The sequence below is a fragment of the Pseudoalteromonas prydzensis genome (assembly GCF_001661495.1).
GTDB lineage: Bacteria > Pseudomonadota > Gammaproteobacteria > Enterobacterales > Alteromonadaceae > Pseudoalteromonas > Pseudoalteromonas prydzensis.
The window spans coordinates 32,218-45,142 of sequence record NZ_BDDT01000014.1 but is presented as its reverse complement, the minus strand read 5'-3'; the positions used below and the strand labels follow the sequence as shown (position 1 = coordinate 45,142).

Annotated in this window: 11 protein-coding genes and 10 tRNA genes; 5 read left to right on the top strand and 16 right to left on the bottom strand. The window is 41.7% G+C overall.

Annotated features, from left to right (window positions below; all coding sequences use genetic code 11):
• The first annotated feature begins 26 nt into the window (after positions 1 to 26).
• The gene (locus A7968_RS18770) at positions 27 to 1,196 is read left to right on the top strand and encodes an FAD-dependent oxidoreductase (RefSeq protein WP_064668131.1); all 1,170 of its coding nucleotides are present in this window, start codon (positions 27 to 29) and stop codon (positions 1,194 to 1,196) included.
• A gap of 171 nt (positions 1,197 to 1,367) precedes the next feature.
• Here A7968_RS18770 and A7968_RS18765 read toward each other — a convergent pair.
• The 16 genes from A7968_RS18765 to lolB all read right to left on the bottom strand — a co-directional run bounded on the left by A7968_RS18765 (position 1,368) and on the right by lolB (position 8,014).
• Positions 1,368 to 1,442, bottom strand: a tRNA-Gln gene (locus A7968_RS18765).
• Between the two features lie 39 nt (positions 1,443 to 1,481).
• Positions 1,482 to 1,566, bottom strand: a tRNA-Leu gene (locus A7968_RS18760).
• A gap of 39 nt (positions 1,567 to 1,605) precedes the next feature.
• Positions 1,606 to 1,680: transfer RNA gene (locus tag A7968_RS18755), tRNA-Gln, on the bottom strand.
• Between the two features lie 40 nt (positions 1,681 to 1,720).
• Positions 1,721 to 1,805, bottom strand: a tRNA-Leu gene (locus A7968_RS18750).
• 150 nt (positions 1,806 to 1,955) lie between these two features.
• Positions 1,956 to 2,030 (bottom strand) — tRNA-Gln (locus A7968_RS18745).
• A gap of 40 nt (positions 2,031 to 2,070) precedes the next feature.
• Positions 2,071 to 2,155, bottom strand: a tRNA-Leu gene (locus A7968_RS18740).
• A 176-nt stretch (positions 2,156 to 2,331) separates the two neighbouring features.
• Positions 2,332 to 2,408 (bottom strand) — tRNA-Met (locus A7968_RS18735).
• Between the two features lie 5 nt (positions 2,409 to 2,413).
• Positions 2,414 to 2,488: transfer RNA gene (locus A7968_RS18730), tRNA-Gln, on the bottom strand.
• 39 nt (positions 2,489 to 2,527) lie between these two features.
• A tRNA-Leu gene (locus A7968_RS18725) sits at positions 2,528 to 2,612 on the bottom strand.
• A 69-nt stretch (positions 2,613 to 2,681) separates the two neighbouring features.
• Positions 2,682 to 2,758, bottom strand: a tRNA-Met gene (locus tag A7968_RS18720).
• 266 nt (positions 2,759 to 3,024) lie between these two features.
• Complete coding sequence (gene ychF / locus A7968_RS18715) at positions 3,025 to 4,116, bottom strand: redox-regulated ATPase YchF (RefSeq protein ID WP_064668078.1); 1,092 nt, start codon at positions 4,114 to 4,116, stop codon at positions 3,025 to 3,027.
• A gap of 34 nt (positions 4,117 to 4,150) precedes the next feature.
• On the bottom strand, positions 4,151 to 4,735 hold the full coding sequence (gene pth, locus A7968_RS18710; RefSeq protein ID WP_064668077.1) for an aminoacyl-tRNA hydrolase: 585 nt from the start codon (positions 4,733 to 4,735) through the stop codon (positions 4,151 to 4,153).
• A gap of 17 nt (positions 4,736 to 4,752) precedes the next feature.
• Entirely contained in the window at positions 4,753 to 5,358 is a 606-nt protein-coding gene (locus tag A7968_RS18705) for a 50S ribosomal protein L25/general stress protein Ctc (RefSeq protein ID WP_064668076.1), read from the bottom strand.
• Positions 5,359 to 5,519: 161 nt separating this feature from the next.
• Positions 5,520 to 6,467, bottom strand: coding sequence for a ribose-phosphate pyrophosphokinase (locus tag A7968_RS18700; protein ID WP_064668075.1), 948 nt, complete (start codon positions 6,465 to 6,467; stop codon positions 5,520 to 5,522).
• A gap of 76 nt (positions 6,468 to 6,543) precedes the next feature.
• Entirely contained in the window at positions 6,544 to 7,425 is an 882-nt protein-coding gene (gene ispE, locus A7968_RS18695) for a 4-(cytidine 5'-diphospho)-2-C-methyl-D-erythritol kinase (protein WP_064668074.1), read from the bottom strand.
• A 1-nt stretch (position 7,426) separates the two neighbouring features.
• Entirely contained in the window at positions 7,427 to 8,014 is a 588-nt protein-coding gene (gene lolB / locus A7968_RS18690; protein ID WP_084448239.1) for a lipoprotein insertase outer membrane protein LolB, read from the bottom strand.
• 83 nt (positions 8,015 to 8,097) lie between these two features.
• Between lolB and hemA the strand changes: the two genes are divergently transcribed.
• Genes hemA through A7968_RS18670 form a run of 4 tightly spaced genes read left to right on the top strand, consistent with a single transcriptional unit; the run spans position 8,098 to position 12,884 of the window.
• Complete coding sequence (hemA, locus tag A7968_RS18685; RefSeq protein WP_064668072.1) at positions 8,098 to 9,354, top strand: glutamyl-tRNA reductase; 1,257 nt, start codon at positions 8,098 to 8,100, stop codon at positions 9,352 to 9,354.
• 7 nt (positions 9,355 to 9,361) lie between these two features.
• Positions 9,362 to 10,447: a peptide chain release factor 1 gene (gene prfA / locus A7968_RS18680; protein ID WP_064668071.1), complete on the top strand. Its 1,086-nt coding sequence runs from the start codon at positions 9,362 to 9,364 to the stop codon at positions 10,445 to 10,447.
• 2 nt (positions 10,448 to 10,449) lie between these two features.
• Positions 10,450 to 11,292, top strand: coding sequence for a peptide chain release factor N(5)-glutamine methyltransferase (gene prmC / locus A7968_RS18675; RefSeq protein ID WP_064668070.1), 843 nt, complete (start codon positions 10,450 to 10,452; stop codon positions 11,290 to 11,292).
• A 50-nt stretch (positions 11,293 to 11,342) separates the two neighbouring features.
• Entirely contained in the window at positions 11,343 to 12,884 is a 1,542-nt protein-coding gene (locus A7968_RS18670) for a response regulator (protein ID WP_193330422.1), read from the top strand.
• The last annotated feature ends 41 nt before the right edge of the window (positions 12,885 to 12,925 follow it).

Below are 12,925 nucleotides of genomic sequence, written 5' to 3'. Positions count from 1 at the left end.
AAAGTAGCCAGATTAGTGACGTAAAAATGATGAAAAATAAGGTTATTGTTGTCGGCGGTGGGATGGTCGGTGCAGCTACCGCAGTGAAGCTTGCAAAACAAGGATGCCAAGTAAGGGTGATTGAACAGCGTGTAATTAACGCCGCTGATGTTCTTGCTAATGACAAGGTTGATATTCGCGTATCGGCAATTAATCGCTTTTCAGAAAATTTATTAGACGAACTCGGTGCCATGGCTACTTTGCGCGCACATCGTCATGCGCCTTACCAGCAGCTCGAAGCATTCGAACGCGCAGGCGACAATCTACTATTTGATTGCCATGATATAAACACCACTCATTTAGGTCATTTAATCGAGAATAACTTAATTCAAGCAAGTCTCTGGCAGCAGTTTGCAGCGTATGATATTGAGGTGGTTGAGATCAGCCAACCGTTATCCGCAATAAAACAAGATGCTCAACAAGTAACATTACATTACGCAGAACAACAGTTTTGTGCTGACTTAGTCGTTGCAGCTGATGGTGGACAATCAATGTTACGCCAAAAAGCCGGTATTGGTGTTACCGGTTGGCAGTATGGTCAGCATTGTATGGGCGTGCTTATTAAACTCGATGCTCCACAACAAGTAAAAACGTGGCAACAATTTAAGCCCACCGGCCCCGTTGCATTTTTACCTATGCAGGCACCATACGCTAATTTAATTTGGTATGACGATGGCAGCAAATTACAAAGCTTAAAAAAGTTAACCCCTTTAGAGTTAAAACAGCAAGTATTGGATAACTTCCCGCCACTAGCGGGGGATTTTGAGGTTATAGAGCACGCCGTTTTCCCTTTGGCACGCCAGCATGCAAACCGTTACTCACAAGGGCGAATAGTGCTTGTAGGCGATGCCGCGCATACTATTAACCCGCTCGCAGGGCAGGGCGTTAATCTAGGTTTTCAAGATGTTGTAGCTCTTGCTGATAAGCTCAGTAATGTTGACGATATCGGTGCTGCACAGCACCTTAAGCAATATGAAAACACTCGCCGTAAAGCTAACCTATTAATGATGAGTATGATGGATACGTGTTATTTTGGCTTTTCTAATCATGTAACACCATTACAGTGGGCGCGCAGTCGTTTTTTAAAGATGGCGAATACGTCCGGACCGGTAAAAAACTGGGTTTTAAAGTACGCGATTAGTGGTGAACTTGGTTAGTTATACAAATAACTGGAGTGGGTGAAAGCTCACTCAAATACTATTTGATTAAAGATTAAAGATTAAAGATTAAAGATTAAAGATTAAAGATTAAAGATTAAAGATTAAAGATTAAAGATTAAAGATTAAAGATTAAAGATTAAAGATTAAAGATTAAAGATTTCTGGAAGTTGGCTGGGATACCAGGATTTGAACCTGGGAATGCCAGGATCAAAACCTGGTGCCTTACCGCTTGGCGATATCCCAACTCTAAATTTGGATGAGTTTTAGTTCTAATTAAGAACATGGTGCGGAAGGAGAGACTTGAACTCTCACAACCGAAGTTACTGGAACCTAAATCCAGCGCGTCTACCAATTCCGCCACTCCCGCAGTTCTTAATTCTTAGCAACATTCTTTGGTAGAAGAAGTTGGCTGGGATACCAGGATTTGAACCTGGGAATGCCAGGATCAAAACCTGGTGCCTTACCGCTTGGCGATATCCCAACAAAGAATTATTTGATAGTTTGAGTTCTTATCAAGAACATGGTGCGGAAGGAGAGACTTGAACTCTCACAACCGAAGTTACTGGAACCTAAATCCAGCGCGTCTACCAATTCCGCCACTCCCGCAGTTCTTTAAATGCAGATTTTATTGTTTTGGAACCTAAATCCAGCGTCTAATCAAGACAGCTATCAATTCCGCCACTCCCGCATATAATTTTTTATATTTTTACTCTTAACAGAGCTATTCTTTAGCAACATTTCTTTGGTAGAAGAAGTTGGCTGGGATACCAGGATTTGAACCTGGGAATGCCAGGATCAAAACCTGGTGCCTTACCGCTTGGCGATATCCCAACAAAGAATTATTTGATAATTTGAGTTCTTATCAAGAACATGGTGCGGAAGGAGAGACTTGAACTCTCACAACCGAAGTTACTGGAACCTAAATCCAGCGCGTCTACCAATTCCGCCACTCCCGCATCGAGCATACAGGTATTAATGTTTTGGAACCTAAATCCAGCGTCTAATTCAAGACAACTGCCAATTCCGCCACTCCCGTATTATCACCTTGAATTAATCAAAGTAATGGTAGTTATTTTAAACTCTTCATTGAGTTGCAATTTTAACTCTTGCTGAGCCACTTCTAGAAAAGAAATGGTGGCTAAGACGGGATTTGAACCTGTGACCCCATCATTATGAGTGATGTGCTCTAACCAGCTGAGCTACTTAGCCATTGTTGGCTGGGATACCAGGATTTGAACCTGGGAATGCCAGGATCAAAACCTGGTGCCTTACCGCTTGGCGATATCCCAACAATAAACAATTGATAATTTTAGTTCTTATCGAGAACATGGTGCGGAAGGAGAGACTTGAACTCTCACAACCGAAGTTACTGGAACCTAAATCCAGCGCGTCTACCAATTCCGCCACTCCCGCATTTCAAATTTTGATAAATCAAAACTGAGGTAGTTATTTTAAACTCTTCATTGAGCAACAAAAAATAAATGGTGGCTAAGACGGGATTTGAACCTGTGACCCCATCATTATGAGTGATGTGCTCTAACCAGCTGAGCTACTTAGCCATCTTTTTTGTTAGCACTTCATCGCTGAGTGCGGGGCGTATTATGCTGATATGACCCAAATCCGTCAACACCTTTTTTGCAAAAAAACACGTATCGTGGTTTGTTTGCGGGAAAAATAGGCTAACAGGCTAAATTTTAATAAAAATGGTGTTTTTTTAACAGCTTTGTAGCGACTTATTTCTTTAATAGTAGTGCAAAAATAAAAAAGGCTCGTAAAAACGAGCCTTTAAAAATCACTAAATGTGATAAGTCATAGTGGCATGTTGTTAAACGTTGAACAAGAAGTTCATTACATCGCCATCTTTAACTATGTATTCTTTACCTTCTTGACGCATCTTACCTGCTTCTTTTGCGCCACTTTCGCCTTTAAAAGCGATGTAGTCATCAAAAGCGATAGTTTGCGCACGAATAAAGCCACGTTCAAAGTCTGTATGAATTTTACCAGCAGCTTGTGGCGCTGTTGCACCGACAGGAATTGTCCATGCACGTACTTCTTTTACGCCCGCAGTAAAGTAGGTTTGTAAATGCAGTAATTCATAACCACCACGGATCACAAGGTTCAAACCTGGTTCTTCAAGGCCAAGATCGGCCATAAACTCAAGTTTGTCTTCTTCATCCAGTTCAGAAAGCTCTGACTCTATCGCAGCACATACTGGCACAACAACCGCATCTTCAGCAGCGGCAATTGCACGTACGCGATCCAGATGTGGGTTATTCTCAAATCCATCTTCAGCAACGTTAGCAATATACATTGTTGGTTTGATGGTTAAGAAGTTGATAGGCGCAATCGCTGCCTTCTCTTCTTTTGTCAGTGCTAAAGAGCGTAAAGTTAAACCTTCATCAAGGTGTACTTTTACTTTTTCAAGAACAGCGTTTTGTTCTTTGGCGTCTTTATCGCCACCTTTGGCTTTTTTCGCGTTACGGAAAATTGCTTTGTCGGCGCTGTCCATATCCGCAAGTACTAATTCAGTGTTGATCACGTCGATATCATCAGCTGGGTCAATTGTGCCCGCTACGTGAATTACGTTTTCATCTTCAAAACAGCGAACTACGTGACCAATTGCATCTGTTTCACGGATGTTAGCTAAGAATTGATTACCTAGACCTTCACCTTTTGATGCGCCTTTTACTAGACCTGCAATATCTACAAATTCCATACTAGTCGTTAGGATGCGTTGTGGATTAACAATTTTTGCAAGCTCGTCTAGACGAGGATCTGGCACCGGTACCACACCCGTATTTGGTTCAATGGTACAAAAAGGAAAGTTAGCGGCTTCGATACCCGCTTTGGTTAATGCATTGAAAAGTGTTGATTTACCAACATTAGGCAAACCGACGATGCCACATTTGAAACCCATAGTTAAGATACCTTGTTTAATTCCGCTTAACCGATTATGGCTTAAACGAATGTAGTCTGTTTTGTGCTTTTAACACACCGTCTTTTGCAAGTATTTCCATACAACGAACTGCTTCATCTACTGCGGCATCCATTTTTTCTTGATCTTCCTTGGCTGCTTTTCCAAGCACCCATCCGGTGACCATTTCACGATGTCCTGGATGACCTATTCCAATACGTAAGCGCATGAAATCTTTTTGATTTGCCATTTTTGCGATAATGTCTTTTAAACCATTATGGCCACCGTGTCCGCCACCTTTTTTTAATTTGGCAACACCGGGTTCTAAATCCATTTCGTCATGGGCAACTAAAATGCTCTCAACAGGGATTTTGAAAAAGTTGGCTAAACTACCGACCGCTTTACCACTTAAATTCATATAAGTTGTCGGGATCAGTAATTTGAATTCTTGACCTTGGATGATCACTTTGCCAGTAAGGCCATGATACTTAGGATCGTGTTTTAGCGTACAGTTGTAGCGTGCAGCGAGTTGCTCGATGAACCAAGCACCTGCATTGTGGCGTGTGTTTGCGTATTCGGGGCCTGGATTAGCCAGGCCCACAAGCATTTGAATAGAATTCAAGGTGCAAACCTTAAAAATTATTCTGCAGCTTCGTCTTCAACTGGCGCAGCTTTGTTAGCTTTGATAGTTACGATAGACTGGTCGTGATCAGCACCTTTCGCTAAATCAACAGAAGAAACACCTGCAGGAAGTTTAACGTCAGAGATGTGGATTGAATCACCAGCAACTAGGCCAGATACGTTAACTTCAACGAATTCAGGAAGTGACTTAGGAAGACACGTGATTTCGATTTCTGTTAATTGGTGAACAACAGTGTTACCAGCTTTAGTTACTACGTCTTCACCGATGAAGTGAACTGGCACTTTAGTGTGAAGTTTGTGAGCAGCATCTACACGTTGGAAATCAAGGTGAGTGATTTTAGGCTTGAACGGGTGACGTTGGATATCTTTAAGGATAGCTTCAACTTTTTCACCAGCGATATTAAGAGTAAGAATGTGAGTGTAAAAACCTTCACTTTCTTGTGCTTTGATCATATCTTTGTGTTCAAAAGTAAGTGATGCAGCTTCTTTGTCAGCACCGTAAAGGATCGCAGGGATTTTATCTTCACGACGTAGGCGGCGGCTCGCACCTGTACCTGTTGCTGTGCGTAATTCTGCATTGAATGTATAAGTTTCGTTAGACATGATGTCTCCAATAAATAAATAGTGTAGGGCCTTTGCGACCAAGGTCCCTAGCCAAAAGGCGCGCTATCATACCACTCCCACTGTACAAAAGAAACACGACATATAAAAAAAGCGCCACAGAGGCGCTTTAATTCAATCAGGGGGTTTGTAACTAAATAGTTTTAGTGTTCAAACATCGCTGAAATAGATTCTTCGTTGCTAATACGGCGAATTGTTTCCGCTAGCATGTCTGCAAGTGTTAACACTTTAATTTTATCAATTGCTTTTAATTCAGCAGACAGTGGAATTGAGTCAGTGACAATCACTTCATCAATTACTGAGTTACGAATGTTTTCTACCGCTTTACCAGAAAGTACAGGGTGAGTTGCGTATGCAAATACACGCTTAGCGCCATGTTCTTTAAGTGCTTCAGCTGCTTTACATAAAGTACCGCCAGTGTCGATCATATCATCAACGATGATACAGTCACGGCCTTCAACATCACCAATAATATGCATTACTTGAGAAACATTCGCTTGTGGGCGACGTTTATCAATGATGGCAAGATCGGTATCGTTTAATAATTTAGCAATAGCACGGGCACGTACTACACCGCCGATATCTGGTGATACAACAACAACATCATCAAACTGACGCTCTTTCATATCTTCAAGTAGCACAGGGCTACCGAATACGTTATCAACTGGTACATCAAAGAAGCCTTGGATTTGCTCAGCGTGTAAATCAACCGTAAGAACACGGTCAACACCAACACTTGAGAGGAAATCTGCAACGACTTTAGCTGTGATTGGTACACGGGCAGAACGCACTCGGCGGTCTTGACGTGCATAACCAAAATAAGGAATGACGGCTGTTATACGACCTGCAGATGCACGACGTAAGGCATCAACCATAACGATTAGCTCCATTAAGTTATCGTTAGTAGGGGCACAGGTTGATTGCACAATAAAAACGTCCGAGCCACGGACATTTTCATTAATTTGAACACTGATCTCACCGTCGCTAAAACGGCCAACAACAGCATCGCCAACTTCAATATATAAACGTTTTGCAACTTTTTGAGCTAACTCAGGTGTTGCGTTACCAGCGAAGAGCTTCATGTCAGGCACGGTAGGGTTCCTCAGGCACTGAATTTCTGGACTAATAAGCGATACATAAAGTATAGCTTATTAACTTAAACTTTATTTACTTGTACGTTACTTCATTGCTTAAATGAATAGCGTTCAACTGCGTATGGGCAGGAGAGATATTAACGCTGCTGGCAATAAAACCGTCCCAGCTATCGGGGAGATTTTCAAGAACATGTTGCGCTTCATTTTGCGTGGCAAATTCAACAAAACAACATGAACCTGTGCCAGTCATCTTAGACGGAGCGTATTTTAGCAACCACTGGAGGGTCTTTTCAACCTCAGGGCAGAGCTTTTTAACTAAAGGCTCACAATCGTTGCCTAATGTGTGCTGTTGCCAGTCTCCATTTAGCTTCGGTGTATCGCGTTTTAAATCGGGGTGAGTAAAAATTTTTGCAGTGCTGACATGTTCACTTGGATGCACGACACAATACCACTTTTGCGGCAGCTCAACATCGACCAACTTCTCGCCAATGCCTTGCGCTAGGGCGCTTTTGCCGTTAATGAATACAGGCACATCAGCACCAAGTTGTACACCAAGTTGTGCTAATTCTTGTAAGGATAATTGACAGCGCCATAATTTATTCAGTGCTAAAAGTGTACTTGCGGCATCGGAAGAGCCACCGCCAACACCGCCTCCCATGGGCAATATTTTAGTTAAATTTATTTTTGCACCAAAAACTGAATTACAGTGCTTTTGTAATAAAACAGCCGCTTTATAGATCAAATTATCTTTAAGTGGAATAGCAAAGGTGTCGCCAGTGACTTCAATCGCAGTCGTTTCAGTTAAAGTAAAAGTGAGTTGATCGCCGTAATTTAAAAATGTAAATAAGGTTTCGAGTTCATGATAGCCATCTTCACGACGACCATTTATATGTAAAAATAAATTTAGTTTTGCTGGAGCTAATAACGAAAAAGAAGTCATAGTGTGCTTAGTCATGTTAGTCAAAGTGCCACTCATAGAGTTGAATTTTTATTTTAATATCGCGGTGTTTTAATGTCAGTTTTTTAGGCAGCCAAAACCCTGCATATTGCTGGTAGTCAGCATAGTTTATTTGCCATTGAGCACCATCTGCTGCATGCCATATTACACTTTTAGCTCGACCTAGTTCATCGACTTGCAGACTTGCATCGTCGACCGTGCCTTTTAACCAGTCATCGGCACTGTCCATGGGGATAGTAAAACCAGTGAGTCGGGCAAGTAAACGTGATGCATTTATATCATGATAAACGTCATCATCGTATTCAAGTTCTGCACCGTGACTATTTTGCGTTAATGCCAAAACTCGGGTACCGATAAAACTAGTTAGAATGAGTTGGTTTAATTCATCCTTTTGTTGCCAGTTTAAATTAGCTGATTGGCGTTCGTCAGGACTAATAAAAGCTAATTTGCCTTCTACTTGCCAGACACTTTGTTGTGATAATTGCGACTTCCAGTCATCATAAAGGGCAGTTTGTGGCCTAATTTGCTGCGCGCAGCCACTTAAAAATAAAAAAAATATGAGTAAAATCAAATATAGTCGAATCAAATGTCGTTCCTTACTTTCCATATTCCGCTGATTTTTGGTAAAATTATCGTCTTTCGAGCACGGCTTAGCAATATTTGGCACATATGACCATAGTAGCACTTGGTATTAATCATAAAACCGCATCTGTAGAATTACGCGAAAAGGTTGCCTTTTCGCCTGAGCAATTATCAGAAGCATTACAGCAACTGAGTGATCATGATCAGTTTAATGAAGCGGTTATTGTGTCAACCTGTAACCGTACAGAAATCTATTGTAGCCTTGCCCAGCAAAATTCCCAAATACTGTTGCAATGGTTAGCTAGTTTCCATGGTTTGGATGAATATGAACTGAGCAGTAATGTTTATTGCCACCAAGATAACGACGCGATAAATCATTTAATGCGCGTTTCTTGTGGACTCGACTCATTAGTGCTCGGTGAGCCGCAAATACTGGGTCAAATTAAGCAGGCATACAATAGTGCTAAAAATCACAACTCAGTCAGTGTGGTGTTTGACCGCTTATTTCAAAAAACCTTTTCGGTCGCCAAACAAGTTCGCACTGAAACAGATATCGGTGCCAGTGCCGTGTCTGTTGCCTATGCTGCGGTTAATTTAGCCAAGCATATCTATGGCAAGCTAGATAAAACCAAAGTGCTTTTAATCGGTGCTGGTGAAACCATTGAACTGGTAGCTAAACATTTATATCAAAATGATCCTCAGCAAATTACCGTGGCGAATCGCACCATCGAGCGGGCGCGCTTATTAGCGGAAGATGTTAATGCTGATGTTATTGCCTTGGCACAATTACCAGAGCGGTTACATCAAGCAGATATAGTGATTAGTTCAACTGCCAGCACCTTGCCGATTATTGGTAAAGGGGTGGTTGAGCAAGCGTTAAAACAGCGCCGAAATAAGCCAATGTTATTTATTGATATTGCTGTACCACGTGACATCGAAAGCCAAGTGGGTGAATTAGATGCTGCCTATTTGTATTCGGTAGATGACTTACAGGCAATAGTAAGCGAAAATATCGCCTCAAGGGAGCAAGCAGCCGATGAAGCGCAAGTGATCATTACTCAGCGCTGTGCGGAATTTGCTATGTGGATGCGTTCACTCGACTCTGTCGATTTAATTCGCAGTTACCGCCAAGATGTACATGATATAAAATCAGAACTGGTTGATAAGGCTATAAGCCAATTAAATACCGGTAAAGATGCAGAACAAATTATTTTAGAGCTGGCCAACAAATTAACCAACCGCCTGATGCACGCACCTACCCGTGCAATTCAAGACGCGGCAAAAAAAGGTGAAGTTGCCCAGTTAAGCCAATTAAAGAAAATGTTAGGTATTGATCAGGAATAGCAGTTACATGAAAGAGTCTGTATATCGTAAGTTAGAAACTTTAGTAGAGCGCTACGAAGAAGTGCAAGCGCTGCTAAGTGATCCGTCAGTTATCAGTGACCAGAATCGCTTTCGTACGCTTTCAAAAGAGTACTCAGAGCTGGAAGAGATCGTTAAAGCGTTTTTAGCGTATCAGCAAACACAAGATGATGTTGCAACCGCTGAGGAAATGCTCAAGGATTCAGACCCAGATATGCGTGAAATGGCGCAAGAAGAATACAAAGAAGCAAAAGCGCAAATTCAGGTAATTGAAGAGCAAATTCAAGTATTAATGCTCCCTAAAGATCCACGTGATAATAACAATGTATTTTTAGAAGTACGTGCTGGTACAGGTGGCGATGAAGCGGCCATTTTTGCTGGTGACTTGTTCCGTATGTATAGCCGTTACGCAGAAACTAAGAAGTGGAAAGTTGAAGTAGTTAGTACTAATGAAGGTGAGCACGGCGGTTACAAAGAAGTGATTGCTAACATTAGTGGTGAAGGTGTTTACGGGCAGTTAAAATTTGAATCAGGCGCTCACCGCGTTCAGCGCGTACCAGAAACTGAATCACAAGGGCGTGTTCATACATCAGCCTGTACTGTGGCGGTAATGGCAGAAGTCCCTGAGGCGGAAGCTATTCAAATTAATACTGCAGACATTAAGGTTGACACTTTTCGTGCATCAGGCGCCGGTGGTCAGCACGTTAATAAAACCGATTCAGCAATTCGTATTACTCACTTACCAACCGGTGTGGTTGTTGAGTGTCAAGATGAGCGTTCACAACATAAAAACCGCGCTAAAGCTATGTCAGTTCTTGCCGCCCGCCTACAACAAGCTGAAGATGAAAAACGCCATGCTGCAGAAGCCTCAGAACGTCGTAACTTAGTAGGCAGTGGGGACCGTTCTGAGCGTATTCGTACTTATAACTACCCGCAAGGGCGTATTACCGATCACCGTATTAACCTAACACTTTATCGTTTAAACGAAGTGGTTGCGGGTGATTTAGGCTGTGTAATTGAACCACTAATGCAAGAACATCAAGCTGACTTGTTAGCTGCGATGGGCGATGAATAAGCGTGACAGACACGGTTGAATCAGCAATAAAACGGGCTACTTTGCTATTGCAAAGTAGCACCGACAGTGCCAAATTGGACGCGCAAGTTTTATTACTTGATGTCTTACAAAAACCACGTAGCTATTTATTCAGTTGGCCTGAAAAACTGCTTAGTGCAGCACAGCAGCAGCAATTTGATCAACATTGTCAGCGCCGTTTAAATGGTGAGCCAGTTGCTCATATTACGGGTTTAAGAGAGTTTTGGAGCTTACCTTTACAAGTCAACTCAAGCACTTTAATACCGCGTCCTGATACTGAAACACTGGTAGAGCATGCCCTGACACTTGCGTTACCTGCAAATGCTAAAGTACTTGATTTAGGCACTGGTACAGGCGCGATAGCACTGGCCCTTGCTAGTGAAATGCCTGATTGGCAAATAACTGGTGTTGACACAGTGACAGAGGCCGTTTCTTTAGCGAATACAAATAAGCGGCGATTAGGTTTTACCAATGTGAACTTTGTACAAAGTGATTGGTTTAGCCAAGTTACAGCACAACAGTTTGATCTAATTGTTAGTAATCCTCCGTATATTGAACACGATGATATTCATTTAAGCCAAGGTGACGTCCGTTTTGAACCGCTATCGGCATTAGTGGCCGATGATGACGGTATGGCCGATATAAAGTATATTATTAGCCAAGCGCGCGACTTTTTAACCCCAAATGGCACGCTTTTAATTGAGCATGGTTTTCAACAAAGTATTAAAGTGCATAGTTTTTTTGCAGAAATGGCGTATACAAATATACTTACAGTTAAAGATTTAGCGAATAATGATCGTGTAACGCTCGCACAGTGGCCTGGATAACCATAACAATGACAGTGCGAGAGCAGCATAACCGCCTTTGAGGACTTAGTATGATGGATGATTTTTTGTTTTCGGACGAACCGCAAGAAGAGATTTGTGAAGTAATAAAGGGCACATGGAAAGTTATTATTGTTGATGATGAGCCAGAAGTCCATGCTGTTACTAAACTTGCATTAAGTGATTTTGAATTTCAAGATAAACGCTTAGAATTTATTAGCGCATACTCAGGTGCTGAGGCAAAAGAGCAAATAGATAAAAATCCGGATGCTGCCATTGTATTGCTCGATGTGGTGATGGAAACTGACGATGCAGGTTTAAAAGTCGCGCAGTATATTCGTGAAGTTGCTAAAAATAATCATATTCGTATTATCCTTCGTACAGGCCAACCAGGCCAAGCTCCAGAGCGTCAAGTTATCGTTAATTACGATATTAATGACTATAAATCTAAAACAGAGCTGACCGCGCAAAAACTATTTACAGTCGTGATGTCAAGCCTGCGTTCTTATCGTGATATTTTATCAATTGAACAGTCTCGCCAAGGCCTTGAGAAAATAATTAAAGCCTCGCGTGATATTTTCTCAGCTCACTCCCTCGATCATTTTATTGAAGGGGTAATGCAGCAATTGACTTCGTTGTTGGGCACGGTTGATCAAGCTATGTATGCAACGAGTTTAGTCGCTGGTAACCCGCAAGATAATCAACATAAATTGGTGGTATTTTCTGGGCGAGGCGATTTTGAACGCAGTGAAGGCAAAGCAATTGAAGAAGTACTGAATACCGAGCAGCTATTAGCGTGTCAACAAGCACTCCAAGATAAAACCATAGTCTATAAAGATAATTACCTGTTTGCATACTGTTGCAGTGAGCATAATCATAATTCAATGCTGTTTATTTCTGGCATTCCAAAGTATTTAACTGACACGCAGCGCCATTTAATTGAGATATTTTCGCAAAATGTACAACTAGCGTATGAAAATGTGCAATTACAATCGGAAATTGAAGCAACTCAACAAGAGCTTGTGTTTCGTTTAAGTGAAGCACTGGAGCAGCGTTCAACTGAAACCGGGAATCATGTGAAACGGGTGTCGCATATATGCCATACTTTAGCGCTGGCATATGGTTTATCAAAGCGTGAAGCCGAGCTCGTACGGTTAGCATCACCATTGCATGATGTGGGTAAGGTAGGTATTCCAGACGCTATTTTGAATAAACCAGCAAAATTGAACGCCGAAGAATGGGAAGTAATGAAAACCCACACCCAAAAAGGTTTTATGATATTAAAAGGCTCTCGGCGAGAAATTGTTAATGCGGGTGCTGAGATTGCACGTGACCATCATGAAAAGTGGGATGGCACGGGTTATCCTCAAGGGCTTCAAGGGCTGGATATTCATGTGTTTGGTCGTATCGTTGCGCTTGCGGATGTTTATGATGCGCTACGCCATAAACGTTGTTATAAAGAAGCGTGGACAATTGATGACGTTGTTAATGAAATAAACCAGCAAAAAGGTATGCACTTTGAGCCTAAGCTCGTTGATATATTTAATGATAATCTTGAAGAGCTTGAACAAATACTGGCGCGTTATCCAGATTAAAAATTAACACCGGATTTAAAATTAACATTAAAGAGTAGTTA

What these genes read in the sequence shown, in the direction of transcription:
- A7968_RS18770 (WP_064668131.1), top strand. Translation starts at nt 27, where the DNA reads ATGATGAAAAATAAGGTTATTGTTGTCGGCGGTGGGATGGTCGGTGCA.
- ychF (WP_064668078.1), bottom strand. Translation starts at nt 4,116, where the DNA reads ATGGGTTTCAAATGTGGCATCGTCGGTTTGCCTAATGTTGGTAAATCA.
- A7968_RS18705 (WP_064668076.1), bottom strand. Translation starts at nt 5,358, where the DNA reads ATGTCTAACGAAACTTATACATTCAATGCAGAATTACGCACAGCAACA.
- ispE (WP_064668074.1), bottom strand. Translation starts at nt 7,425, where the DNA reads ATGACTAAGCACACTATGACTTCTTTTTCGTTATTAGCTCCAGCAAAA.
- hemA (WP_064668072.1), top strand. Translation starts at nt 8,098, where the DNA reads ATGACCATAGTAGCACTTGGTATTAATCATAAAACCGCATCTGTAGAA.
- prfA (WP_064668071.1), top strand. Translation starts at nt 9,362, where the DNA reads ATGAAAGAGTCTGTATATCGTAAGTTAGAAACTTTAGTAGAGCGCTAC.
- A7968_RS18670 (WP_193330422.1), top strand. Translation starts at nt 11,343, where the DNA reads ATGATGGATGATTTTTTGTTTTCGGACGAACCGCAAGAAGAGATTTGT.